The sequence below is a fragment of the Paenibacillus paeoniae genome, assembly GCF_003388735.1.
In the GTDB taxonomy this organism is placed as follows: Bacteria; Bacillota; Bacilli; order Paenibacillales; family Paenibacillaceae; genus Pristimantibacillus; species Pristimantibacillus paeoniae.
Window position 1 is genome coordinate 2188071 of the sequence record NZ_QUBQ01000001.1, and the last position, 23271, is coordinate 2211341.

At 49.8% G+C, this 23271-nt stretch carries 30 protein-coding genes; 5 read left to right on the top strand and 25 right to left on the bottom strand.

What is annotated here, in order from left to right; translation table 11 throughout:
* Positions 1 to 6: 6 nt before the first annotated feature.
* The 15 genes from nusB to DX130_RS10230 all read right to left on the bottom strand — a co-directional run bounded on the left by nusB (position 7) and on the right by DX130_RS10230 (position 10169).
* On the bottom strand, positions 7 to 450 hold the full coding sequence (nusB, locus tag DX130_RS10160; protein ID WP_116045886.1) for a transcription antitermination factor NusB: 444 nt from the start codon (positions 448 to 450) through the stop codon (positions 7 to 9).
* A gap of 112 nt (positions 451 to 562) precedes the next feature.
* A complete protein-coding gene (locus DX130_RS10165; protein WP_116044888.1) occupies positions 563 to 793 on the bottom strand; it encodes a DUF2273 domain-containing protein in 231 nt (76 codons plus the stop codon).
* A gap of 13 nt (positions 794 to 806) precedes the next feature.
* Positions 807 to 1364 (bottom strand): alkaline shock response membrane anchor protein AmaP, encoded by a 558-nt coding sequence (gene amaP, locus DX130_RS10170; protein ID WP_116045888.1) that lies wholly within the window; start codon positions 1362 to 1364, stop codon positions 807 to 809.
* 99 nt (positions 1365 to 1463) lie between these two features.
* Positions 1464 to 1868 (bottom strand): Asp23/Gls24 family envelope stress response protein, encoded by a 405-nt coding sequence (locus DX130_RS10175; protein ID WP_116044890.1) that lies wholly within the window; start codon positions 1866 to 1868, stop codon positions 1464 to 1466.
* A gap of 117 nt (positions 1869 to 1985) precedes the next feature.
* A complete protein-coding gene (gene accC / locus DX130_RS10180; RefSeq protein ID WP_116044892.1) occupies positions 1986 to 3359 on the bottom strand; it encodes an acetyl-CoA carboxylase biotin carboxylase subunit in 1374 nt (457 codons plus the stop codon).
* Positions 3360 to 3403: 44 nt separating this feature from the next.
* Positions 3404 to 3904: an acetyl-CoA carboxylase biotin carboxyl carrier protein gene (gene accB / locus DX130_RS10185; RefSeq protein ID WP_116044893.1), complete on the bottom strand. Its 501-nt coding sequence runs from the start codon at positions 3902 to 3904 to the stop codon at positions 3404 to 3406.
* Between the two features lie 175 nt (positions 3905 to 4079).
* Entirely contained in the window at positions 4080 to 4694 is a 615-nt protein-coding gene (locus DX130_RS10190) for a SpoIIIAH-like family protein (RefSeq protein ID WP_116044895.1), read from the bottom strand.
* A 158-nt stretch (positions 4695 to 4852) separates the two neighbouring features.
* A complete protein-coding gene (gene spoIIIAG / locus DX130_RS10195; RefSeq protein ID WP_116044896.1) occupies positions 4853 to 5482 on the bottom strand; it encodes a stage III sporulation protein AG in 630 nt (209 codons plus the stop codon).
* A gap of 20 nt (positions 5483 to 5502) precedes the next feature.
* Positions 5503 to 6225, bottom strand: a complete 723-nt coding sequence (gene spoIIIAF, locus DX130_RS10200) for a stage III sporulation protein AF (protein WP_116044898.1) — start codon at positions 6223 to 6225, stop codon at positions 5503 to 5505.
* 161 nt (positions 6226 to 6386) lie between these two features.
* Entirely contained in the window at positions 6387 to 7625 is a 1239-nt protein-coding gene (gene spoIIIAE, locus DX130_RS10205) for a stage III sporulation protein AE (RefSeq protein ID WP_116044899.1), read from the bottom strand.
* A 5-nt stretch (positions 7626 to 7630) separates the two neighbouring features.
* Positions 7631 to 8026, bottom strand: coding sequence for a stage III sporulation protein AD (gene spoIIIAD / locus DX130_RS10210; RefSeq protein ID WP_116045889.1), 396 nt, complete (start codon positions 8024 to 8026; stop codon positions 7631 to 7633).
* Positions 8027 to 8035: 9 nt separating this feature from the next.
* Positions 8036 to 8239: a stage III sporulation protein AC gene (gene spoIIIAC, locus DX130_RS10215; RefSeq protein ID WP_116044901.1), complete on the bottom strand. Its 204-nt coding sequence runs from the start codon at positions 8237 to 8239 to the stop codon at positions 8036 to 8038.
* Positions 8240 to 8254: 15 nt separating this feature from the next.
* The gene (gene spoIIIAB / locus DX130_RS10220) at positions 8255 to 8773 is read right to left on the bottom strand and encodes a stage III sporulation protein SpoIIIAB (RefSeq protein WP_116044902.1); all 519 of its coding nucleotides are present in this window, start codon (positions 8771 to 8773) and stop codon (positions 8255 to 8257) included.
* Positions 8770 to 9810, bottom strand: a complete 1041-nt coding sequence (gene spoIIIAA, locus DX130_RS10225) for a stage III sporulation protein AA (protein WP_116044904.1) — start codon at positions 9808 to 9810, stop codon at positions 8770 to 8772. Before spoIIIAA ends, spoIIIAB begins: the two co-directional genes overlap by 4 nt.
* 92 nt (positions 9811 to 9902) lie before the next feature.
* Positions 9903 to 10169 (bottom strand): YqhV family protein, encoded by a 267-nt coding sequence (locus DX130_RS10230; RefSeq protein ID WP_206098788.1) that lies wholly within the window; start codon positions 10167 to 10169, stop codon positions 9903 to 9905.
* Between the two features lie 133 nt (positions 10170 to 10302).
* Here DX130_RS10230 and comA point away from each other — a divergent pair, with 133 nt between their 5' ends.
* Positions 10303 to 11130 carry a phosphosulfolactate synthase gene (gene comA, locus DX130_RS10235; RefSeq protein WP_116044907.1) on the top strand — a complete coding sequence of 276 codons (828 nt, stop codon included), beginning with the start codon at positions 10303 to 10305 and terminating at the stop codon, positions 11128 to 11130.
* Positions 11131 to 11148: 18 nt separating this feature from the next.
* Complete coding sequence (locus tag DX130_RS10240) at positions 11149 to 11859, top strand: 2-phosphosulfolactate phosphatase (protein ID WP_116044908.1); 711 nt, start codon at positions 11149 to 11151, stop codon at positions 11857 to 11859.
* A gap of 334 nt (positions 11860 to 12193) precedes the next feature.
* Here the strand turns inward: DX130_RS10240 and DX130_RS10245 are convergent, their stop codons facing one another.
* From DX130_RS10245 to DX130_RS10265, 5 genes are all read right to left on the bottom strand, one after another.
* The gene (locus DX130_RS10245; RefSeq protein ID WP_116044910.1) at positions 12194 to 13447 is read right to left on the bottom strand and encodes an aspartate kinase; all 1254 of its coding nucleotides are present in this window, start codon (positions 13445 to 13447) and stop codon (positions 12194 to 12196) included.
* Between the two features lie 218 nt (positions 13448 to 13665).
* Positions 13666 to 14223 carry an elongation factor P gene (gene efp / locus DX130_RS10250; protein WP_116044911.1) on the bottom strand — a complete coding sequence of 186 codons (558 nt, stop codon included), beginning with the start codon at positions 14221 to 14223 and terminating at the stop codon, positions 13666 to 13668.
* A 28-nt stretch (positions 14224 to 14251) separates the two neighbouring features.
* The gene (locus tag DX130_RS10255; protein WP_116044913.1) at positions 14252 to 15325 is read right to left on the bottom strand and encodes a M24 family metallopeptidase; all 1074 of its coding nucleotides are present in this window, start codon (positions 15323 to 15325) and stop codon (positions 14252 to 14254) included.
* 19 nt (positions 15326 to 15344) lie between these two features.
* A complete protein-coding gene (gene aroQ, locus DX130_RS10260) occupies positions 15345 to 15791 on the bottom strand; it encodes a type II 3-dehydroquinate dehydratase (RefSeq protein ID WP_116044914.1) in 447 nt (148 codons plus the stop codon).
* A gap of 89 nt (positions 15792 to 15880) precedes the next feature.
* The gene (locus DX130_RS10265; protein WP_116044916.1) at positions 15881 to 16393 is read right to left on the bottom strand and encodes a YqhR family membrane protein; all 513 of its coding nucleotides are present in this window, start codon (positions 16391 to 16393) and stop codon (positions 15881 to 15883) included.
* Positions 16394 to 16649: 256 nt separating this feature from the next.
* Here DX130_RS10265 and DX130_RS10270 point away from each other — a divergent pair, with 256 nt between their 5' ends.
* Both DX130_RS10270 and DX130_RS10275 read left to right on the top strand, forming a co-directional pair.
* Positions 16650 to 17561, top strand: coding sequence for a DUF1385 domain-containing protein (locus DX130_RS10270; RefSeq protein WP_116045891.1), 912 nt, complete (start codon positions 16650 to 16652; stop codon positions 17559 to 17561).
* A gap of 17 nt (positions 17562 to 17578) precedes the next feature.
* Positions 17579 to 17896: a hypothetical protein gene (locus DX130_RS10275; RefSeq protein ID WP_116044917.1), complete on the top strand. Its 318-nt coding sequence runs from the start codon at positions 17579 to 17581 to the stop codon at positions 17894 to 17896.
* 65 nt (positions 17897 to 17961) lie between these two features.
* Here DX130_RS10275 and mntR read toward each other — a convergent pair whose 3' ends face one another.
* Positions 17962 to 18384 (bottom strand): transcriptional regulator MntR, encoded by a 423-nt coding sequence (mntR, locus tag DX130_RS10280; RefSeq protein ID WP_116044919.1) that lies wholly within the window; start codon positions 18382 to 18384, stop codon positions 17962 to 17964.
* A 225-nt stretch (positions 18385 to 18609) separates the two neighbouring features.
* Here mntR and splB point away from each other — a divergent pair, with 225 nt between their 5' ends.
* A complete protein-coding gene (gene splB, locus DX130_RS10285; protein ID WP_116044920.1) occupies positions 18610 to 19680 on the top strand; it encodes a spore photoproduct lyase in 1071 nt (356 codons plus the stop codon).
* On the opposite strand, the gene DX130_RS10290 is transcribed toward splB, so the two are convergent.
* The 4 genes from DX130_RS10290 to DX130_RS10305 all read right to left on the bottom strand — a co-directional run bounded on the left by DX130_RS10290 (position 19677) and on the right by DX130_RS10305 (position 23170).
* Positions 19677 to 20390 carry a cytochrome c biogenesis CcdA family protein gene (locus tag DX130_RS10290; protein ID WP_116044922.1) on the bottom strand — a complete coding sequence of 238 codons (714 nt, stop codon included), beginning with the start codon at positions 20388 to 20390 and terminating at the stop codon, positions 19677 to 19679. The two genes, splB and DX130_RS10290, sit on opposite strands and share 4 nt — an antisense overlap.
* 36 nt (positions 20391 to 20426) lie before the next feature.
* Entirely contained in the window at positions 20427 to 21233 is an 807-nt protein-coding gene (locus DX130_RS10295) for a metal ABC transporter permease (RefSeq protein WP_116044924.1), read from the bottom strand.
* A complete protein-coding gene (locus tag DX130_RS10300; RefSeq protein WP_116044925.1) occupies positions 21217 to 22041 on the bottom strand; it encodes a metal ABC transporter ATP-binding protein in 825 nt (274 codons plus the stop codon). Before DX130_RS10300 ends, DX130_RS10295 begins: the two co-directional genes overlap by 17 nt.
* Positions 22042 to 22105: 64 nt before the next feature.
* Complete coding sequence (locus DX130_RS10305) at positions 22106 to 23170, bottom strand: metal ABC transporter solute-binding protein, Zn/Mn family (protein WP_116044927.1); 1065 nt, start codon at positions 23168 to 23170, stop codon at positions 22106 to 22108.
* Positions 23171 to 23271: the final 101 nt, after the last annotated feature.

Sequence of the window (23271 nt, forward strand, 5' to 3'; positions counted from 1 at the left end):
CCTTATCTATGCCTTCAACTCATCGACGCTTTGCAGCAGCTTGCCAAGTACGCCATTGACGAACTTGCCCGACTCGTCGGTACCAAAATGCTTAGCCAGATCAATCGCCTCGTTAATGGCCGCTTTAGGCGGAACATCATCGCGGAATACCATCTCGTAGCAGGCCAAACGCAACACTTGACGGTCAACCCTGGACAGCCTGTCCACTTGCCAGCCCGTCAGAAATTGCTGCAGCATGCCGTCAATCGCTTGCTTTCTCTCCAATACGCCATATACCAGCTCACGAGCAAATTCATCTGTGCTTCCAGCTTCCTTCGGATCCGCACCTATTTCATTTTCTTCACGGAGCTCTTCCATCAACATCTCGACAGCCTCTGCTGCCGTCACTTCATTCATTTCCATCTGATATAAACTCGAAATTGCAATTTCCCTAGCCAACCTACGTTTCATGTGACCTCCACATCCGTTCATGCCAAATATAATTTGCATAAAAAACTATGATCTCCTCCCTGCCCCGAATTAGCGGCTGTCCGAAATCCGGAATACGGAGGAGACCACAGAATCAACGAAACGGGCGGAATCTCTCAAGCAGCGCATACCATAATCGCTGCCAAGGAATAACCGGACCGTCCGAAAGCTCTTTCTGCTTGCCAAACCAATAACCGATAAATACAAGTAATGCTACAAAAAGCATATCCCAAAAACCGAAAGCTAAGTAGATAATACCGAAAAACAATCCGACAGCCGCGCCGATCAAACGTTTCCAGTAGATTCCCCAAATATCCCTCCACATCGGTACGTCACCTCTATTCTACACGGCTCTTGAATGTATTCGCCTGAATCACGTTAGCGACAAACACAGCGACGTTGATAACTGGAATGCCAGTAATATCTTCAATGTGAGTTTTTACCGCCCGTTGAATTTCTTCCGTTAATGCCGGGATGGAATGTTCTCCGTCAATTACGGCTCTGAGCACAATTTCAAGACCTGCGTCCGAAGCACGTACACGAGCACGCAAATCTTTGACGCCACGCTGTTTGGAAGCAGCCTTCAGGGACAGATTCTCAATCGTCTCAATCGAAATCCGAATATCGCCAAATTCAGTACGCTGATCAATCGATTGCGAGGAGGAAGAACCTCTGGCAAGCGATACGAAAAAGAAGCGCAAGCTAAGCAAAAAGAGGACCACGCCGACTACGCCAACCGTAATCGAGACGGAATTATACCGATAGAAATCGGTCAACATATCAGACAACAATTCGCGTGAAATCCAGCCAAAAGCCAAGCTCGCCACAAATACGGACACGGCTCCGACGACGATGCTGTACAAAAACAATAGTAGCTTGTCCACAACTTTTATCAAGTCAGCCATACCTCCCGGGGGACCGAATGAAAACCCCCTTGCGCCGAGCGGCATGCCCAATCACGAGGGGGTTGTACAAATTAAAACTTGTATTAATTATTATTTGACACGCAGCTGGGAATCTTCATCATCAATCTTCTCTGCTGGTTTGAAGTATACGTCATGGATATGAACGTTCACTTCTACGACATGTAGACCGGTCATCATCTCAATGGATCGCTTGACGTTTTGTTGGATCTGGGAAGCGATCTCTGGAATTTTGTTTCCGTATTGAATAATGATGGACACGTCTACTGCAGCTTCTCTTTGACCAACCTCGACTTTAACGCCTTTGGACAAATTTTTACGACCTAGCAGCTCCGCGATACCGCCTGCGAATCCGCCGCTCATCCCTGCTACGCCTTCCACTTCAACCGTCGCGAGACCAGCAATGACCTCAATGACTTCAGGTGCAATCTGAATCGTACCGATGTCTGTTTTCTCGAATTCAGCTATCGTACTCATGTTCGTTGTACACCTCCCTAATGTCGCGTAGCCCGGCCCAAGGCCAAGCCATGTTCCGCATCTTATTTCTATACTATAACATTCAGCCTGATTTATGACAAACGATTTGGACTCCTTTTACTCGGTGCGAAGAGCCGCCGCCGGAGCATTAATATCATGCTCTTCAAGAAACTTGATATCGAAATCGCCCTTCACGAACGTAGGGTGATTCAGAAGCTTCAAGTGGAACGGAATCGTCGTCCGGATGCCTTCGATCGCGAATTCGGACAATGCCCTCTTCATACGGGCAATCGCTTCTTCGCGAGTGGCACCCCATACAATCAGCTTGGCGATCATGGAGTCATAGTGAGGGGATATGGTATATCCCGGATATACTGCGCTGTCAACACGCACGCCCGCGCCGCCCGGCGCCAGGTAGAACGGAATGTTGCCCGCCGATGGCATGAAGTTGCGCTCGGAATCCTCTGCGTTAATACGGCATTCAATCGCCCAGCCATTAATACTGAGGTCCTCCTGTGCGAACGAAAGAGGATTACCTTCCGAAACTCTGATCATTTCTTTGATCAGATCGACGTTCGTAATCATCTCCGTAACAGGATGCTCAACCTGGATACGTGTGTTCATCTCCATGAAATAGAAATTGCCGTCAGGACCAAGCAGGAATTCAAGCGTACCTGCGCCCGAATAGCGAACTGCAAGCGCCGCGCGAACCGCAGCTTGTCCCATCCGCTCCCGAAGCTCTGGAGACAAGACCGGACACGGCGCCTCTTCAACCAGCTTCTGTCGTCTGCGCTGAACAGAGCAATCTCTCTCGAACAAATGCACGGCGTTGCCATGCTTGTCCGCCATGATCTGAATTTCGACGTGTTTCATGCCGGTCAAATATTTCTCCAAATAAACACCAGCGTTGCCGAATGCCTTCTGGGCCTCTTGCTGTGCTGTTGTAATCTGGCTAATTAGCGTTTCTTCGTTATCGGCAACACGGATGCCTTTGCCTCCGCCGCCTGCCGTAGCCTTAATGATAACCGGATATCCGATCTCACGAGCGACTTGAATGGCTTCATCCATGCTGTCAATCAAACCGTCTGAACCTGGAATAATAGGAACATTAGCTGTCTTCATCGTTAACTTGGCAACAGCCTTGTCACCCATTTTGCTAATCGCTTCAGGGGAAGGACCGATAAAGGTAATATTGCACGACTCGCAAATTTCTGCAAAGTCGGCATTCTCGGCTAAAAAGCCATACCCCGGATGAATGGCGTCGCATTCTGTAATGGTAGCGACACTCATAATATTGGTTAAATTCAAATAGCTATCCTTTGATGGAGTCGGTCCGATGCAATACGCTTCGTCCGCCAATCGAACATGAAGCGAATCGCGGTCCGATTCCGAATATACCGCTACCGTGCTAATTCCCAGCTCTCGGCAAGCGCGAATGATACGTACCGCGATTTCTCCGCGGTTCGCGATTAATATTTTTTGGAATTTCACGTAGGAACCCCTTTCAGACGTCAGTTACCCATTCCGGGCATTCGTTAGTCCGCTTTCACCAGGAACAGCGGCTGGCCGTACTCCACCAACTGACCGTTGGAAACCAGAACTTCCACGATCTCACCATTCACTTCGGCTTCCAATTCGTTCATCAGCTTCATCGCTTCCAAAATACATACAACCGATTTCTCATGAACGCGATCACCTGATTTCACAAATACACTCGCTTCTGGTGAAGGTGCGCTGTAGAACGTTCCCACCATCGGCGATACGATTTGGTGCAATTCTACCGCAGGTGCCTTGGCAGGCGCAGAATCCGCAACTGCTTGCTGAGCGCTAGTTTGAACTACAGGCTGCGGCTGAGCTACCGCTATAGCAGGCTGTGAATATGTATGCGTAATTGGAGCCGCTTGCACATTCACCACTTCAGTTTTGCCTGGTTTACGGATGTGCAGACGCGCGCCTTCGTTTTCAATTTCTAGCTCCTGAACGGATGTTTGATCGACCAGCTTGATCAATTCTTTAATCTCGCTCAACTTGAACATGAACGTAATCACTCCTCTTCTTCACATAACGTTTAGTATTATACCATAAAAAGGCGTGAACAAGAATCATTTTTTGGACAAGCCGATTTTCCCCTGCCCGGATCAAAAAAACTCCGCACGCCTACGGCACTAGCCGAAGACGAACGGAGCTTGTTGCCTGGCTGCCGTGCCTATGTTATGGCTCCGACACATATTGTACGGATACTTGAGTTGGGCTGACCTCCATCACGGTCATCACTTGATCGATAATGCTGGCTGCATCTTTTTTCTCCAACTTCTCGCTGGTTACAACTACTTTATAGCGATCATTCTCTTCTGAGACAATGGCAATATCATATTGTTTCATCAGTTCCGATTCCAGCGCCGTGATGCGTGAATTTTTATCCTCAAGCTGGTCAAGCTGAGTTGCCGCTGCCGCGGAATCTTCTGAGCTTATGTTGCTTACATCGGCGAGCACGCTCCAGATGCGGTCTGTTTCTTGGGAATATTGCTGCTCTCTCTTCGACAGTAATTCGCTGAATATGCTGCCCTGCGTGTAGCCTTCTCGGGCAAGCTGATCCAGAATTTTTTGATTCGCTACGCTGATGCCTTCGTCATCGCCTGGCTTCACTTCATCGACGACGACCTGCCCTTTATTACCTCCAGCTACTTCCGTTACATTCTCGCCCGGCTTCTCCGAAGACAGCTTGTCGGCATCGTTCAGATCCTGCGTGAACAGATAATAAGCGGAGAGCACCACCATCAAGCTGAGCATGGAAACGAGCCAAATCGTTTGTCTTTTTGTATTCATTTTGATTCCTCCTAAAAGTTTTGTGTTTATATTCAGCGGCTAGCTGAATGGAGCAAAACTACTTCGTAAGCATGTTCTAAGTTTTCTGGTCAAATCAGCGATTAGCTAATTGGAGCAAAACTTCTTCGTAAGCGTAAGTCTTTGTTACTTGCTTTTCGCTATTGCTTGCTCGGAACGACCGAGATACGGTTGACCGGAACACTCAGCCCCTTTTCGACAGCGCTTGATATGAGGCGTCTGACCGTTGCGTTTTCTGCCCCTTTCGCTACGATAAGAACACCTCGTATTCGGGGATTAATCGTTTTCGTAATAATCGGTTTCTGTTCCCCCGATACTTCATACAAGACGACTTGACCATCCTTGCTGATCGACGTAATATGCCTCACCCCCCCGTTCCGATCGTTCTCATCGGTAATCGACTGATTTTCTGTCTTGTTCCGTTCGACTACAATCTCTTCTGTAGAATCGACTGTAACCATTACATCCACAGACCCGACCCCCACAATCTTCTCCAATATTTCTTTGAGCCTAGTCTCCAGCGTGCCTTCGACCACCTCAAAGGGAGAACCCGGAGCAGCATTTCGGTTCCATGCTTCCGAGGTTTCCGGGGGAGGATTGGGGTCCTGGGCAGAAGGCCCGATATCCTTGAACGGCAAAAATGAGTTGAGCAGCATCAGCACAGCTCCAATTCCGCCAATAATGAGCAAGATCCGCAACGTTCTGACGCGTTTCGGTCCGCTAGGTCCGCCGCCCACTGCAGATTCCAATCCTTCCAGCCATTTCGCCATATTAACTCCCCCCTTTCTCCCTATTGCTTCGCAGTTGAGCCGCTGGCAGCCCGGATTCGAATTTCGACTTTGTCAGACTGTATGCCCCAGCCTCTCGCCAAAACGCTTTGCACTGCCGCTGCTTCCTGCTTGTTGGGCGGGATAAAACCGTTTTTTTCAGGAAGGGCTGTATTCAACTTGCTTTCATTCTCTCCAATCGTTATATCAACGGGTGCAACTACTTCGATTTCAATCGACTTATCATGCTTGCCTGGCTCCGGACTTGCCATACCGGTGTTTTCTTTCAACGTTACCTTTACGGCTGCAATCTCCGGCGCTTCTCCTTCCTTTGGATGCTTACTCCAGGCAAAGGAAACGCTCACCCGTTCCACCTGCGCTCCTGTCTCCGTCGTAATCGCCTTCTTCATCGATACCTCCAAAGTAGCTGCCATCAAGCGTGCGGCTTCTTCATTCCGCTTGGACTGAATGTCCTCTGCCCTGATCTGAATTTCCTCCAGAGTTGGCATTGCCACCTTTTTGTGCATGGACCTTTCATTCCACATCTCCATTCCGGCATCCAGCCTATTGTTCATATCTGTTTGAAGGAGTCGCAGAATCGGCGACAGAATGGTAAGCAGAATAAACAATCCCACTACGAGTCTGGCATAACGCTGCATGGCTTTGTTCGGAAGGAGCAGCTCGACGAGAACGGCTAGCAAAATGACCGCAATGATATCCCTCAGCCAGTCGCTCAACCAACCCATCACATTAAGCTCACCTCCTAAAAAGTTTTGCGGAGCAAAACTTACTTCGTAAGCATCAATATTGCGTAGCAAAACTTACTTCGTAAGCACCGATATTGCGGAGCAAAACTTACTTCGTAAGCACCGATATTGCGGAGCAAAACTTACTTCGCAAGCCTGCGCTACCTTACCATCAGCGCCGCATTGCCTGCGGTTAAGATGATCGTAACCGCCAGGAAAAACATCAGGCTTACCGCAGCCAAAGCGGCGAATACAAAAATCATCGTTTTGCCGATGGTTTGTAGGCAGGTTACGATAGGCGAATCGCCAAGCGGCTGCATGACAGCTGCCGATACATTGTAGATGAGCGCCAGCGTAAATATTTTCAGCGCCGGGAATGCACTCAGGAACAACAGGACGATGACGCCTGCGAGACCGACGGCGTTTTTCGCAAGCAGCGACGCGGATATGACCGTATCCGCAGCGTCGGAGAACATCCGGCCGACGACGGGTACAAAGTTGCCTGTTACGAACTTGGCGGCACGAAGCGTTACACCATCCGTCACAGCCCCCGTCGCTCCTTGGACAGATATGACGCCCAGAAATATCGTCACCAGGACGCCCAATGAACCAACCGCTACAGTTCGAAGTAAGTTTGCCAGATGCGTTACTTTGAACTTCTCAGTCAATGCGCTTGCGATATGCAGCACCGCAGAGAAAAAGAGCAGCGGGAACACGAAGCTGTAAATAACTGTTCCCACGATATGGATCATGAAAATGATGAGCGGATGCAGGACCGATACCGTCACGACACTTCCCATCGATGCCAACAGAGTGAGCAAGAGCGGGACCATCGCCAGCATGAACGAGATCATACTTTCAATGGCATCCTTGGCGTAACCAATAGCCACATGAAAGCTGTTCACCGCGATGATGACGAGTACCATGTAAGTAACGGAGTAAGCCGCTTTACTTATCGAATTGCGTTCGAACGCATTTTGCAGCGTTTCCAGCACCATGCTGAACACAGTGAGCAATACGATTGTGACAAGCAGCTTGCCATTGTAGAGCACCTCATGCCAGAAGTATCGAAGCAAGCCTTGCAGGACGTCTGCCAGTTTCAATCCTCCGCCAGACAACAGCATCTCGCTGAAGCTCGGCACTTTCTGATCCGGAAAGAAACCGCCATACTGCTCGCGAAGCTTATTCCAGTAATCTTCGACATGTTCGGTCTCCATTAGGCCAGCCTGTTCCTTCATCATTTGATTTACATCAGAACTTGCTGCTTCCGGTGCTGCAATGGAGCTCCCGCTTGTGCTTGTTTCTGCTTGTACGCCAATGGGCATTAGCGTCATGAAGAGGAGAAAGAACCATACGAGCAGTTGAAGCTTTGCAGCTCCTCCGGCACGCGCTTGCGCCATCACGATCAGCTCCCCGCCGGCAGCAATCCGATGACGGTCTCGACAATGACGCTAATGATCGGGATTGCCATGACGAGTATGAACACTTTGCCGGCAAATTCTATTTTCGATGCGATACCCTCTTGGCCCGCATCCCTGACAATCTGAGCGCCGAATTCGGCGATATAAGCAATTCCGATTATTTTCAGAACAGTCTTCAAGTAAATGGACGGAATGCCCGATCGATTCCCTAAATCCTCCAGCACCTTAATAACGGCTTCTATCTTGCCGATCACATACAGGAAGATGAACAATCCCGTAAATGCCGCCAGAAGAAAAGCGAACATCGGTTTCTGCTCTTTCACGACCAGGATCAGCACGGTCGTCATTAGACCGATACCGACGATTTGTATCATCTCCACCGCGTTCACCTACTGGAACAGAAAGATCGTTTTTATTTCCTGGAACAATTCATTCAGCAGCCGTACTACCATAAACAACACAACAACAAATCCAATTACGGTTACCCAATGCGCCATGTCTTCCTTCCCCATCTGCTTAAGAACGGAATGAATCATTGCGATAATGATGCCGATTCCAGCGATTTGAAATATGGCGCTCACATCCATATTCATAAGTAGCGCACCCTCTTACACCATCAAAATGATGATCAGCACAGCGAGCAATGCTCCGAGACTTTTCCACATCTTCTCATATCGCCCTTGATCGTCCCTTGCCGCGTCTTCTTCCGATTTCAATTGCAATAACGCAAGTCGCAGGTGCTTCATCTGATCTTCCTTGTCACTTATGCCAAGCGTTGATCCGAGCCGAAGCATGACGCCTCTCTCGCTGGCTTTCATCGAAGTTTCAATCCAGATGACCTGAACGGATCGCTCCCAGCACTCCTGAAAAGACCATCCTTGCTCACTCTTCAATTCCTCCGCTGTCCTGCGAAATAGTGAGGCAATCGGCTCTGCTGTTGCAGCAGCGGTTCGATTCAGCGCTTCGGGCAATGGCGTGTGTCCGTAACCTATCTCTGTTTCGAGCCGTTGCAGCGCGTGGGCGAGCTGTCTCAATTGTCTGGGACGTTCTGCAAATCTTGCGGCCTGCTGGAACCCGATTAACGTGCCGGCTACCAATATAAGCACCGCGCCCAGCAGCTTAATCATTCTTCCGTCCGGAAACGTCCGACTCCGGCCCCAGCAAGACTTACGGCTGCGAGCTGCTCCTTGCTCTTGGCGTTTGATGCTTGCTGCAGTGCATTCGCACTGATGATCCGGTGCATAATGCCGTCATGTGATCGCTTCAGCTCCACAATGTGGAGAAATGCTCCTTCTTGGATGAGCCTGTACAATTCCGGCCTGCCCTTCGCATCTTGCACATCAAAGGCATGAGCAGTTGCAACTACGCTTACACCGGCATGGCTTGCTTCGCGGATCGCTTCGACATCTTCAGGACGTCCGATTTCATCGACAATCAGCACTTCAGGCGACATGGATCTTAGCAGCATCATCATGCCTTCCGCCTTGGGACACGCATCCATAACATCTGTGCGGGGACCGACATCGAAGGTCGGTATGCCTCTGACGCATGCGGCAATCTCGGAGCGCTCATCGACAATCCCAACCTTTTTGCCGGCAATCGTGCCTCTCTCCATACCAGACGGGGCTCCATAGCTAAGCGACCTTGCCATATCTCTGACCAGCGTCGTTTTGCCTTGCTGCGGCGGCGCCAATATGAGCGTTGACCCGATCGTACCGCGAACTCGATCCATCAGCTTCGGTAGAAGATGCGCAGCCGCTCCGATTACTTCTCTGGCGATCCGGATATTGAATCCGCCAATATCTCTGATCCCGCGGACGCTTCCCCCATCCAGAATGGTGCGGCCGGCCAGTCCGATTCGATGTCCGCCCGATACGGTAATGTAGCCTCTTCTCAATTCTTCTTCCATGGCATAAAGCGAATAATTCGTGATGCGTTCCAGAAGCTTGCGGCATTGTTCGGCCGTCGGCTTGACGGAGCCTTCTGCTTGTTGCTTCAGACTACCGTCAGGCGCCAAAAACCTGAAGCCTCCGCGATAAGAGATCTCCAGTGGACGATTCTCCCGTATGCGTATTTCCTCAAGCGATCCTTTCACTTCCGCCGGCAGGCCCTCGAGCAGCTTCTTCAGATCCAGCGGCAACAAATGGGATACATGGGACAGCATGCTTCCTTCACTCCCCGATGTTTGTCTTATGTCGTTACATGTGTATGCTTGTCTGATGAGATTATGTATACATTTGCTAGATTCGCATTCTACTATTTCTTTAATATGCCGATCATCAGGCAGATCACCCCTACAGCGACCCAAACAAACTTCGAGGCCGACAGCTTGTCGGATAGACCGACCAGGCCGATCGTCGTCGTCGCGATCAGAATGATCGGGCCTACTAACGCCAGAGATGAATTGACGACAAGCGCCTTGTCGATCTGATTGAGCCTAAGCATGACCAAAGCTGCGCAAATCTCAATGCTGCCAGATAATAGTCGGAGCATCGCCATACTTAGAACAATTTTATTAAGCAAAGGAAGGACCTCCTTTCGTTCCATAAGCTTTTTATATGTATATGCGTGCTTGTCTCTATTTCATACCGGGCACCTGCCCAGCTCCAGCCGCATATAGTGGTGGAAGAATATTCAGGCGAGGAGAACTGAGAAGATGAGAAGTGCTGTACTAGACAACTGGCATCAGCTCTTAAGAGACCCTAGCGGCTGCAGAACTGCCGATCGGAGGAAGGGTCTTGGTACTACGATGGTGATTGACAAAGGGATGGGCCTGAACGCCTTTTCCGATTTCATCGAGACCGCCGGACCATTCATTGAGATCGTCAAGTTCGGCTTCGGAACCGCCGTTCTATACGATCAGGAGCTTCTGCGCAACAAACTGTCGCTTGCTGCGGGCAGCAACATGATCGCTATGCCTGGCGGAACACTATTAGAGGTCGCGATCGCGCAAAAAGCGGTAGGGTCGTTTCTCGACAAAATCTGCTCGCTCGGTTTCACGGGTGTCGAGATTTCTGACGGAACCATTGAGCTTGCCCGTATCCGCAGAACTTCACTTATAAAGGAATGCATAAAACGGGGACTGACGGTTATGACGGAGTACGGCAAGAAAACAGCTGGTTCCGGCATTGATCCGGAGGAACTTGCCTTCACCGCGCACTGCGACTGGGAAGCCGGAGCAGAACTCGTTACAATCGAGGCAAGAGAATCAGGTCTGAATGTCGGTCTATTCGACGAGCAAGGGCGCTGCAAGGAACACGTGCTCATGGAAGTGCTGGGCAAAGTCGACCATGAGGGCAGATTGATGTGGGAAGCGCCCTTGAAGAGTCAGCAGGCCGAGCTGCTGCTGCAATTCGGCGCATCGGTTCATCTGGGCAACATCGCTCCGACTGAAGCCCTATCGCTCGAAGCCATGCGACGGGGGCTTCGCTCGGATACTTTCGGGTTTGGCCAACGACAGGCCGATGCTGATTATATGATTTAATAGAAAGAAGGATCTAACATGCACGTCCAAGTAATATCCAGCGTGAACGAAGCCTGTTCAGCTAACTTCCATCACAAAACAGCAATCGTGATCGATGTGCTGAGGGCTACGAGTACGATTGTCACCGCTTTAGCCGCTGGTGCTGCCAGCATTGTGCCGGCGGAGACGGTGATGGATGCCAAGTCGCTTCAGTGGCCGGAAGACCTGCTAGGCGGCGAACGATTCTGCCGCAAAATTGCTGGATTTGATCTTGGAAACTCGCCTAAGGAGTATAGCGAGAATACGGTGCGAGGTCGACGGATTATAGTAACGACTACCAACGGTACCCGGGCCATCCATAAATCGACGAAGGCGGATCATGTCATTGCCGCTTCGCTGCTCAATGGTGAAGCAGCGGCCAAATATGCTCTTGAATTGCGGAGGGATGTTGTTTTGCTATGCGCCGGCAGCCATGATGAGTTTGCAATCGAAGACGGCTTGTGCGCGGGGTTGTTAATTGAAGAATTGATCAAACAACACCATGATACAGTAGAAGTCGACGACTTCGGGCAAGCGATGCATGCTCTGTACCGTGACCGTTCGCCCTGGATCTTGAGGACGCTGCTTCAAAGTCAATCTGGCAAGAGGCTCGTAAAGCTGGGATTGAAGGAAGATGTTGAGGACTGTGCGCATATGAACACATTAGACGCTGTCCCATTCCTGCTGGGTGAACGGCTCATCCTCCGATAAAAAAAGCAAGACCTATTCTCAAGCACCGGCAGCAGCTGGAAGAATAGGTCTTGCAAGTTGGTGTGTTCAGACACGGAGCTGTAGTTTACGTTTATCGTGTATAAGAAAAAGGGAAGCCCTTAAGTCATTGCAGACTTTAGGACAACCCTTAAGTTGAAAGGCTTGTTAAAGTGGCTAGATTTGCCACACAACGCTATTTCACTCGGTTCCATGAGGAGAAGATTTTTTGTTATAAACTTAAACATTATAGCTAATCAAAATCTAGTCTGTGGCCCAACTACTTTATGGACAAAACATTAGCCGGTTTATGTTCAACTAGAGAATAGTAGTGCGATTAACGACGGTCTGACGGACCGCCGACGAATGCCTGCTCGGATGTATCCAGTCCATACGCAGTATGCAACGTGCGGACAACATCATTCAGTTGATCTGCCGCAATGACGCAAGAGCATTTAATTTCGGATGTGCTGACCATCTTAATGCTTACTCCAAGCGTGGAGATCGCGGAGAACATTTGAGCAGCCACGCCAGGATTACTCACCATTCCCGCTCCGACAATAGACACTTTCACCAAGCCGGATTCCGATGTGGTCTCTCTGTAAGGAACAGCGGAGCGAATGCCTTCAATCACTTCAATTGCTTTCTCCCTGTCATCGCCGGACAGCGTGAACGAGAAGTCGGCTTTACCGTCTTGTACGCCACTCTGAACGATAATATCTACATCGATAACGTTTTGCGCGAGAGCGCCGAATACGTTGGCTAGAACGCCTGGCACATCCTCTACGCCCATAATACTGATTCTAGCTACGTTTTTATCAAAAGCGATTCCGCGAACGACCACGCCTTGTTCCATGACCGCATCCTCCTTCACACTGGTGCCTTCATTCTGCGTAAAGCTCGAACGAACAACCAGCTTCACATTGTTATGCTTTGCATATTCAACGGCACGCGGATGCAACACCGCCGCGCCCAAATTCGCCAGCTCCAGCATTTCATCATACGATATTTCGTTCAGCTTGCGTGCGTTCTTCACGACACGCGGATCGGTCGAATAGACGCCATCCACATCCGTATAAATTTCGCATACATCCGCCTTAACCGCTGCTGCAAGCGCAACTGCTGTTGTATCGGAGCCGCCGCGTCCAAGCGTCGTAATTTCGCCATCTTCGCTCATGCCCTGGAACCCGGCAACAACGGCTACATTCCCCGCTTCAAGAGCCTTGAATATTCGGCTTGGATCAATATCGGTTATTTTCGCTTTTCCATGTACCTCGTTCGTCTTCATACCGGCTTGCCAGCCGGTGAACGACTTCGCATTGCCGCCCAATTGATGAATCGTCATCGATAGCAAGGCAATCGAAATCTGTTCGCCCACAGTCATAAGCATATCCATCTCGCGAGCGGGCGGATTCGGGTTCAGCCCCTTCGACTGATCGATCAAATCGTCCGTCGTATCACCCATGGCAGACACAACGACAACGATATTGTTGCCCTCTTGCTGCCTATCCAATATACGTTTTGCTACACGCTGCATTCTCTCCGGCGTACCCACGGAGCTGCCGCCAAACTTCATCACGATCAAAGACAAAGCTGTTTCACTCCCAACCTTGACATCTACATACAAGTTCATATTATATCACAAGAGCCCTACCTATGGGTAGGGTTCTTCCTAAATAACATTCCCGCCCTACCGCGTTATCGTAGGATAGCGTTCGACCATGTCAAATGATAACTTTTTGACAAAAAAAGCCGTCTCCCGGCCAACTATGGACCTTGGAGACGACCTATTATACCTCCAGCTTACAATTAAGCTCTGGAGATATATTTGCCTTCGCGCGTATCGATCAGAAGGACATCGCCTTCATTGATGAACAAAGGAACTTGAACAGTCAAACCTGTCTCAACCGTTGCGTTTTTCGTAGCGCCTTGAGCCGTGTTGCCTTTAACGCCTGGCTCCGTTTCGGTTACTTTCAGATCCACGCTGTTCGGCATTTGAATACCGAGGATTTCGCCTTGGTAGCTCGTAATGTTAACCGTCATGTTTTCTTTCAGGAAGTTAATCTCCCACTCAAGCTGTTTCTTGTCCAGGTTGAACTGGTCGAACGTCTCATTGTCCATGAATGTATATTCAGAACCGGAGTTGTACAGGTATTGAACAGCTCTGTTCTCGATTTGAGCACGGCCGATCGTTTCGCCTGCGCGGAATGTTTTCTCAACAACGTTGCCATTGCGAAGGTTTTTCAGCTTGGAGCGTACGAATGCGGCGCCTTTGCCCGGTTTTACGTGCTGGAAGTCCAGAACGGTGAAGATATCATTGTCTACTTGTACGGTCAAACCTGTCTTAAAATCGTTTACTGAAATCATTGCTGATTCCCTCCTGAATGAATAGTCCCTATCCCAGGCAGATGAGCTCTTTCGGAGATGAGGTTAATATTTTAATACCGGATTCCGTAATGACGATATCGTCCTCGATGCGTACGCCGCCAAAGCCTGGGACGTAGATGCCGGGTTCTACCGTAACGGTCATGCCGGGGGTTAAAATCGTATCGCTAAGTCGGGAAAGTCTAGGCGCTTCATGGATTTCCATGCCGAGGCCATGTCCTGTGCCATGTCCGAAGTTGTCGCCGTAGCCATACTTCGTAATGATATCGCGGCAAAGCGCGTCCGCCTCCATGCCGGTCATGCCCGGACGGATATTGGCAAGCGCATGCAATTGAGCTTCAAGCACGATATTGTATATCTCATTATGTTTGTCGCTTGGCTTGCCGATGACTACTGTACGGGTCAAATCGGAGCAATAGCCGTTATAGTAGGCGCCAAAGTCCAGCTTCACGAACTCGTTCGTGCCGATGATGCGGTCGCTCGCAACGCCGTGCGGCAAAGCGGAACGCTCTCCGGATGCCACAATCGTGTCGAAAGAGGAGCTTGTTGCGCCATTGCTGCGCATAAAGACCTCCATCTCAAGCGCAATATCGGACTCGCGAATGCCGGTTGCCAGAACGCCAAGAATATGCTTGAACGTACGGTCAGCCAGATCAGCAGCATCCTGCATCACTTGCAGTTCAGCATCGTCTTTGGTCATGCGAAGCTTCTCCACAAGACCTGCTGCCGGCTTCAACGCGATTCCATTCAGCGTCTTGCCCCACTGGAGGTATTCGCCGTAACTGACATGCTCCTGCTCGAATCCGAGCGAGGCAATACCCGCCTTCTCCAAAATCCCGCGAATGTCGTCGATCGGGCTAGTTCCATGCTCGATGATAGTGAATCCTTGCACTTGCTTCGCCGCTTGCTCGCGATAGCGGAAATCTGTAAGAAAATAATTGTCGCCGGATGTAAGCAGCACAAAGCCTGCTGAACCCGTAAAGCCGCTTATGTAACGTCTGTTGTATGGACTTGCAATTAGCAGCGCATCCAGGCTGTTCTCTTCCAGCAGCTTGCGCAGCCGTTCAACTCTTGTTGTTGTCATATCGCTCTCCCTCTCATTCCTAGCTGCTCTCGCTCTGAAGTGTGCGAACCAGCGCGTCCAGAGCCATCACATACCCTGCCGCTCCAAAACCCGCTATCTGTCCCAGGGCAACCGGGGCTACCACCGACACATGCCGGAACGCTTCTCTCTTGTGAATGTTGGATAGATGCACTTCCACCACCGGTATCGAGACCGCGCTTAGCGCATCCCTTATCGCGTAGCTATAGTGGGTCCATGCACCCGGGTTAATCATAATGCCGTCCTCACTGCCGTATGCGCTATGTATGCGGTCGATCATATCGCCCTCGTGATTCGTTTGGAAAAATGAAAGCTGAACGCCCAGCTCATCTCCCTTGCTCTTCACTTGAGCCTCGATCGCAGATAGCGATTCGCTGCCATATACGCCAGGCTCGCGAATGCCGAGCATATTCAGGTTAGGACCGTTAAGCACTGCGATTCTGAGCATGCCTGCACCTCCTGGGCGAACGATTGATCACTTCGTCGAAGATCACAAGACATTTTACCACAAATGTCCGCCCCTTGAGAAGTAACAACTCAGTTCTTCGCTCCCATCGGCTCTCGCGACACCTCATCCGTAAATTCAAATGCGATAGAATACCCGATAAAAACGCCCCAAAGCGTCGAGATGCACAGCTCTGTATAGATCGTATTCCAGCCAATCTGTGTCAGCCAGCCCATAATGCCAATCAGAGGGCCAATGCCTCCGAACAGAATGGCCCATACTGCCAATCCATAGAAAATGCCGGGCCATGGGCCTTTCAGCTTGCCCAGCACCACCTTATAGAGAATTGCCATTACGATGGAAAACACAATGTAACCGGCTATGCCAATAACATAACCCCATGCTGTCTCCAGAAAGGAATGCCGGAAAAACGAATCCAGCATATATCCCGGCAGCAATATCGTAAATTTCATCTCATAGCATATCCACCGAAGGATGCCGAAAAACAATCCGGCGAAGAAGCCGAGTTGAATGGAATACAGCCAAGGATTCGTTCGATGGCGATCTTCATTGTTCCTTCTTTGATGATGATGTGAGTTGGCCATAGCAATAACCCCTTTACCTTATATGCATAACAAGCCCCATTCCCGCTATATCTTAGTATGCAACAAAGAATGGACATGTAATCGCCATTTCACTCATCTCAGTCCCTTTCGACCGGCTCGATGCGACTCGCAATTAAACGTAAGATCAAGTACAATAGATGCAAGACTATTTTGATGAGAAATCGAGGAAGGTGACACGCTTTTGTCTCAGGACCCACGTAATATTTATGGCGGACAAGCCGTCATTGAAGGCGTCATGTTCCAAGGCAAGCATGTGAACGTGACAGCCGTAAGACGCAAGAACGACGAAATCGTGTTTTTCGAAGTACCAAGAACGACACAGCGATCGCTTCAATTGCTGAAGAAGATTCCTATTGTACGAGGCGTTGTCGGAATTTTGGAATCAAGCGTCAAGGGATCCCAGCATTTGAACTTTTCGATGGAAGCCTACGCTGAAGATGAATCTGAAGACGATGCAGCGAAGAAAGAAGTCAAGAAGGAAGCTCCTCCAGCAGAGAAGAAAAGCGGCTTTGGCGTTGGGATGGTCATTAGCGTTGCCGCCGCCGCAATCCTTTCCTTTATCGCAGGGAAAGTTATCTTTACGGGCGTGCCCGCCGCGCTAGAAGAATTATTGTTCAGCGGGTTATTCGAAAGCTCCGTCGGTCATAATTTATTAGAAGGACTTATTAAAATTATTTTGTTGCTCGCCTACCTGTACTTTATATCTATGACTCCGCTCATTAAGCGATTATTTCAATACCATGGAGCAGAGCATAAGGTTATCAGCGCTTACGAGGCTGGCGAGGAGCTTACGATTCAGAACGTACAAAAGTATAGCAGACTCCATTATCGCTGCGGCTCCAGCTTTATGGTATTCACGATCATCGTCGGCGTAATCATTTACTCGCTGCCTATATTTGAATGGCAAGGTCTGTGGGATCGCATTGTTATTCGTCTCGCATTGCTGCCTCTTGTGCTTGGCGTCTCTTACGAAGTACTAAGAGTGACGAACGCCGTGCGCGATCTGCCGATCCTGCGATTCCTTGGCTTCCCGGGACTGTGGCTTCAGCTGCTAACTACGAAGGAACCAAAAGACGAGCAGGTTGCGGTATCGATTGCTTCCTTCAATCGGATGCGCGAGCTCGACCAGCAAATGTCTAAATCTTAAATAAAGGCGTGATGAAGATGTACAATCGAGGAAAAAGATGGAACCCCATTACCATTATCTTATTTGCCTTGCTGTTAATCGGCATTGTCGTGGGTATTGCGCGATTCGCTATTTCCCTGATTTTGCCCATCGTCATCATTGGCGGCATCTTTCTACTCTACAAATATCCGCCATCCTTCCTCGGCGGTCGGCGCGGCGGAAGCCAATCACGTACGCATGTGACGCAGAGCCAAACTTCGGCTAAACCGAGACGTGATCGTCCGCGTTCCAAGACTGTCCCCTTCCGAGTTATTGAAGGCGGCAAGGATGATGACGACATTCCGAAATATCATTAATGAATGTTGGATGCAAAAGAAGGTCAGCGGAATGAATTCCGCTGACCTTCTTCTTTGGCTATGTATTATTCGGTATCCATCTCGGAACGCAAAGCCCTCAAATCTGCCAATCTGGATTCATCCCTGCGGAAATATTCCACCAGCGTCTCAATGCAAGTAATGGAATCCCAGCTCAGATGATGTTCAATACCTTCCACATCTTTATAGATATTATCGTCCTGCACGCCGATAATCGTCAAAAATGATTCCAGCAGCTGGTGACGGTCAACCAGCCGTTTCCCCATCTTTTTCCCTTTGTTGGTGAGGACCAGACCGCGATACTTCTCGTATATGAGATAATTGTCCTTATCCAGCTTCTGAATCATCTTCGTTACGGAAGATGGATGGACCTCCAGCCCCTCGGCTATATCCGATACGCGCGCGTAGCCCTTCTCATCGATGAGCTTATAGATTCGTTCCAAGTAGTCTTCCATGCTCGGAGTCGGCACCCAAGAACCTCCTTACCTTGCTTCTTTACCCAATTGCTCGGCATTACTCTATGTATCATACACTGTTCGATAGATCGTCTGCAACCCGTCCGACAAATTTGGACGGCAATCTCAACAGATGGTGATCTTACCTGTTTACCTTGCGGCAAGTTACGGAAAACTAGCGCATAAAGAAAAATGCTACTGTATTCCCGATTGTTTATTCCTTGAACAGGAGGCATCATCATGACCCAGCAATCGCTACCACGCCCTCCAAGAGTCGACCGCTCCACCCTGTCCTTTGTGCCGGAGCTTGTCTATTTTGAGCCGGCAGCGCTGGACTACCCCAAGGGCAAGCGGATCTTTGAATGGGTGCAAAAAGAGGGCATTCCATACCGCATGACGACTTCGCATAACCGCATCACCAACCTGCCCGGCAACTCCGAGCTGGAGCAATACAAGATTGCCAAGCGTACGCTTGTTGTCGGTCTGCGCAAGACGCTCAAATTCGACACGTCCAAGCCTTCCGCCGAATATGCCATCCCGATCGCAACAGGCTGTATGGCTCATTGCCATTATTGTTATTTGCAGACGACGCTTGGCGCCAAGCCCTACATCCGCGTATATGTCAACATCGACGATATCTTGGAAGCAGCACAGGGCTATATCAATGAGCGCGCTCCCGAAATTACACGTTTCGAAGCGGCCTGTACATCCGATCCCGTCGGCTTGGAGCCGATCACCGGCAGCCTTCGCGAGCTGATCGAATACATGGGCCAGCAGCCGCTAGCCAGGTTGCGCTTCGTCACCAAGTTCCACCATGTGGACTCCCTGCTTGATGCCAAGCATAACGGTCATACACGAATCCGGTTCAGCGTGAACAGCAAGCATGTCATCAAGCACTTCGAGCCCTCCACCTCCCGCTTCGAGCAGCGGATCGAAGCCGCCGCCAAGGCAGCCAAAGCTGGTTATCCCATCGGCTTCATCATTGCCCCAATTATATGGCATGACGGCTGGGAGGAAGGCTATGGAGAGCTGCTGGCAGCGCTGGATGATGCCTTGCCTCAAGACGTCAGAGGAGACCTGACGTTCGAACTCATCCAGCATCGATTCACGAAGACAGCAAAAGGTGTCATCGAAAAACGATACCCCAAAACAAAGCTGGAGATGGATATTGAGAAGCGCAAATATAAGTGGGGCCGATGGGGTCAAGGCAAATATGTTTATCCCGATGAACAAGCAGACGCGCTCCGCTTATTCATATCGGAGCGCGTCTTTGAACATTTCCCGGATTCGAAGATTGAATATTTTACTTAAAACTTCAGAAATTCCGGTGTTATCAGATTCAGCCATACGGTAATTCTAGTCATTTGATCCGTAAACAGCAGTACGCCCATCAGAATCATAACGCCGCCGCCAATTTTCATGACAGTGCTGGAATACTTCAAGATCCAGCGTGCCGTACCAAGGAAAAAGGCCAGAATGAAAAACGGAATGGCAAAGCCTAATGCATAAGCGGAGGTCAGTTTGAACCAGGTTCCCGGTTCTGCTGCAGCCAGCCCCAAAATAGCAGTTAACGCAGGACCTGTGCATGGCGTCCAGCCAGCCGAGAAACCGATGCCGAAGATAAACGAACTTAAATAGTTGACTTTCTTCGGCAACAGGTTCATTCTGCGTTCCTTCATCAGCAGTCTTGGCTGGAAGATGCCCAACAAGAACAAGCCCATCAATATAATTAGAATAGCGGATAATTGCCGAATCAGTTGGTTATATTCACTGAAAAACTCACTGAATACATTCGTGCCGTAGCCGAGCGTGTAATAAACCGTGCAAAAACCAAGTACAAAAAACAGCGTATGCGTCATCATGAGCATCCGTTTTTTGTTCGTTAGCTGCGCGTCTTTCAGTTCAGATACGGAGATGCCGGTTATGTACGACAGATAGGACGGATAAAGCGGCAAGCAGCATGGCGAAATAAACGAAGCGAAGCCCGCTCCGAGCGCCAGCCAAATGTTGATGTCTGACAAGAAATGCACCTCTTTCGCAATACCTAATGACTGTTGCTAACCGCCAAGTCTAAGGCTGCGCCGGAACGTCAGCAGCAGGAGCAGAATGGCAATAAGAAGCAATACGACCGTTCCGCCTGGCGCCAGATTCCATACGCCGGCAATCATCAGACCTCCGATAACAGCCAATTCGCCGATCACCACGACAGCTACGATGCTCTGCTTGAAGCTGCGGGCGATAATGAGACTGCACGCAGCCGGAATCGTCAGCAAGGCAGATACCAACAGCGCGCCTACAATTTTAATAGCAACGCTAATGACTAGTGCGGTAAGCACGCTAATCATAACATTATAGAATCGCACGGGCAAGCCGCTCACCGATGCCGCTTCCTCATCAAATGACAGGAGGAACAGCTCCTTGGCTTGCAAGCCAACAACAAGCAGCACAACAAGCGTGACCGCGCCAATTGTATACAAATCAGTTCCGTCGAGCGTATAGATGCTGCCGAACAGATAGCTGTTCACATCCATGAAGCTGCGGCCCATCGTGAACAGCAAGGACGCTAATGCGATCCCGCCGGACATAATAATGGCCAGCGACAGCTCCGCATACGTCTTATAAGCTTTACGAAGCTTCTCTATCGCGAAGGAAGCGGCTATAGCGAATACAAGTCCCGCCGCGATGGGATAGACGCCGATAAGATATCCCAGCGCAACACCCGCAATGGCCACGTGAGACAAGGTATCTCCTATCATCGAAAGTCTCCTCAGAACAAGAAACAGACCCATAAGCGGGGCGGTAATGCCGATCAGTACGCCGCCAATGAGCGCTCTCTGAAAAAACTCGCTAGTTACGATCTCCAACGCCAACAACCTCTCTTCCACTTTCCAATTGCTCCCGAAGTCCTCGCAAGCTATGCGCCAGATTATGCTCTACGCAGTCTTGCGTGTCATGCGAATGTCGGATATAAAAATTCAGCTTTCCCGAATTGGACGCGGGCTCTTGGCCCAAATAAGCCCGAATCATATCCATGTCATGCGATACCATCAGAAACGTCATATTGTGATGCTGATGCATATGCTTGATCATATGGAAAAAGCTTTGCTGCGTCTCAGCATCAATGCCTACCGTCGGTTCGTCCAGAATAAGCAACGAAGGATTGTTAATCAGCGCCCTCGCCAAAAAAACACGTTGCTGCTGTCCGCCGGACAATTGCCCGATCCGCTTCTCGGTCAGATCAGATATCCCCATCGCCTCCAGCGCATCCGCAGCTTTAATATGGTCGGCCTTGCCGACCAGCCGGAACAAGCGCTTGCGTCCATATAATCCGGATAGGACCACTTCCCGCACCGTTGCCGGAAATTGAGGATTTAGTGATTTTTTTTGCGGCACGTAGCCAATCCGGTCCCAATCCTTGAACTTCTCCACTGGGACGCCGAACAGCCGAATTTGCCCTTCTGTTGGCCGAAGGAGGCCGACGATCATTCTTAAAAGGGTCGTTTTACCCGCACCATTCGTACCGATGAGTCCGATGAAATCCCGTTCCTTGACACCGAACGATACATTCGTCATCACCGACTTATGCTGATAGGAGAACGATACGCCGTCCACGCCGATCACTTCACGATGACAGCCTTGCGTACTCTCGATTTTTCCATTTGATAGAAGCATATTACCTCTCCTTAGCGCAAAAAGGGAGCCATCGGGGCTCCGTTTTCGCCAACCTGAATCTATTCTATTGTAATGCCTTCGTCAAGTTTTGCAAGTTGCTTTCCATCAGAGTCAGATAGGTTGCCCCGCTTTTCTCCTGTTCCTTCGTCAATCCTTCCAGCGGATTAAGCACCATGGTCTCTACGCCGGCTTCGTTTGCCAACGTCTTTGCCAGTCGGTCCGACACCAATTCCTCGAAGAAGATATACTTAACACCGTTGTCCTTCACATACTTGGCAATTTTCAGAATGTCCTGCGCTCTCGGCTCCGCATCCGGGCTCAACCCCATGATCGCCGTCTGCGTAAGCCCGTAGTCTCTCGCCAAATACCCGAAGGCCTGATGCGATACGACCAAGTTTTTTTGCGGCGCTTTCTCAAGCGTCTCTGTATATTTCTGGTCCAATTGAACCAGCTCGTTCTTCACAGTCTCAAAACGCTCATTATAATAATCTTCATGTACAGGGTCCCTCTCAATCAGGCTATACTTCACGTTCTCTGCCAGTATAATAGCCGATTTCGGGCTTACCCAAGTATGGGGATCGATATCATGCGAATGCGAGTGGCCTTCTTCCGCGTCATGATCATGGTCATCGCTATCATGATCGTGATCGTGGTCATCGCTGTCATGGTCATGCTCATCGTTATCATCACCGCTAATTAGCGCAATGCCTGCACTCATTTCCTTCGTTACTACTTTGCTGTCCTTCGAGAGGCCTTTCCGAAACTGTTCAATCCATAGCTCAAGACCTGCTCCATGATACAGCAGCAGCTGCGCATTCGATGCCGTGCTAAGATCCTTGCTCTTCGGTGTCCAGTCATGCGGCTCTACGCCGGCTGCAATCAAATTGACAACTTCTACATGCTCTCCGCCAATTTCTCTTGCCAAATAATAGAGGGGGTAAAAACTCGTCACGACACGCAGCTTGGATTGCGAATTTCCTTCTCCGTTGCCTGCGGTCTGAGAAGGCTCCCCTGACGGGCTTGCCCCTGGATTGCTGGAGTTGCTTTTCCCGCATGCACTTATGATAAGAACGACCGACATCAACAATACGAACATATTCAACCATTTAACGCGTTTTCTTTTCAGCATGTGTTTACTCTCCGATTCTCTTTATAGTAATCGTTATGATTACGTTTAATATTATACGTCCGCCTATTTACTCTGTCAACCAACTTTTCAGGCACAGGGCA

What these genes read in the sequence shown, in the direction of transcription:
- spoIIIAF (WP_116044898.1), bottom strand. Translation starts at nt 6,225, where the DNA reads ATGGGTTGGTTGAGCGACTGGCTGAGGGATATCATTGCGGTCATTTTG.
- aroQ (WP_116044914.1), bottom strand. Translation starts at nt 15,791, where the DNA reads ATGCTCAGAATCGCAGTGCTTAACGGTCCTAACCTGAATATGCTCGGC.
- accB (WP_116044893.1), bottom strand. Translation starts at nt 3,904, where the DNA reads ATGTTCAAGTTGAGCGAGATTAAAGAATTGATCAAGCTGGTCGATCAA.
- DX130_RS10270 (WP_116045891.1), top strand. Translation starts at nt 16,650, where the DNA reads ATGTTCCAAGGCAAGCATGTGAACGTGACAGCCGTAAGACGCAAGAAC.
- spoIIIAC (WP_116044901.1), bottom strand. Translation starts at nt 8,239, where the DNA reads ATGAATATGGATGTGAGCGCCATATTTCAAATCGCTGGAATCGGCATC.
- spoIIIAE (WP_116044899.1), bottom strand. Translation starts at nt 7,625, where the DNA reads ATGGCGCAAGCGCGTGCCGGAGGAGCTGCAAAGCTTCAACTGCTCGTA.
- nusB (WP_116045886.1), bottom strand. Translation starts at nt 450, where the DNA reads ATGAAACGTAGGTTGGCTAGGGAAATTGCAATTTCGAGTTTATATCAG.
- comA (WP_116044907.1), top strand. Translation starts at nt 10,303, where the DNA reads ATGAGAAGTGCTGTACTAGACAACTGGCATCAGCTCTTAAGAGACCCT.
- DX130_RS10175 (WP_116044890.1), bottom strand. Translation starts at nt 1,868, where the DNA reads ATGAGTACGATAGCTGAATTCGAGAAAACAGACATCGGTACGATTCAG.
- DX130_RS10165 (WP_116044888.1), bottom strand. Translation starts at nt 793, where the DNA reads ATGTGGAGGGATATTTGGGGAATCTACTGGAAACGTTTGATCGGCGCG.
- DX130_RS10190 (WP_116044895.1), bottom strand. Translation starts at nt 4,694, where the DNA reads ATGAATACAAAAAGACAAACGATTTGGCTCGTTTCCATGCTCAGCTTG.
- efp (WP_116044911.1), bottom strand. Translation starts at nt 14,223, where the DNA reads ATGATTTCAGTAAACGATTTTAAGACAGGTTTGACCGTACAAGTAGAC.
- DX130_RS10275 (WP_116044917.1), top strand. Translation starts at nt 17,579, where the DNA reads ATGTACAATCGAGGAAAAAGATGGAACCCCATTACCATTATCTTATTT.
- DX130_RS10305 (WP_116044927.1), bottom strand. Translation starts at nt 23,170, where the DNA reads ATGCTGAAAAGAAAACGCGTTAAATGGTTGAATATGTTCGTATTGTTG.
- DX130_RS10265 (WP_116044916.1), bottom strand. Translation starts at nt 16,393, where the DNA reads ATGGCCAACTCACATCATCATCAAAGAAGGAACAATGAAGATCGCCAT.
- DX130_RS10300 (WP_116044925.1), bottom strand. Translation starts at nt 22,041, where the DNA reads ATGCTTCTATCAAATGGAAAAATCGAGAGTACGCAAGGCTGTCATCGT.
- splB (WP_116044920.1), top strand. Translation starts at nt 18,610, where the DNA reads ATGACCCAGCAATCGCTACCACGCCCTCCAAGAGTCGACCGCTCCACC.
- spoIIIAB (WP_116044902.1), bottom strand. Translation starts at nt 8,773, where the DNA reads ATGATTAAGCTGCTGGGCGCGGTGCTTATATTGGTAGCCGGCACGTTA.
- spoIIIAA (WP_116044904.1), bottom strand. Translation starts at nt 9,810, where the DNA reads ATGCTGTCCCATGTATCCCATTTGTTGCCGCTGGATCTGAAGAAGCTG.
- DX130_RS10255 (WP_116044913.1), bottom strand. Translation starts at nt 15,325, where the DNA reads ATGACAACAACAAGAGTTGAACGGCTGCGCAAGCTGCTGGAAGAGAAC.
- DX130_RS10240 (WP_116044908.1), top strand. Translation starts at nt 11,149, where the DNA reads ATGCACGTCCAAGTAATATCCAGCGTGAACGAAGCCTGTTCAGCTAAC.
- spoIIIAG (WP_116044896.1), bottom strand. Translation starts at nt 5,482, where the DNA reads ATGGCGAAATGGCTGGAAGGATTGGAATCTGCAGTGGGCGGCGGACCT.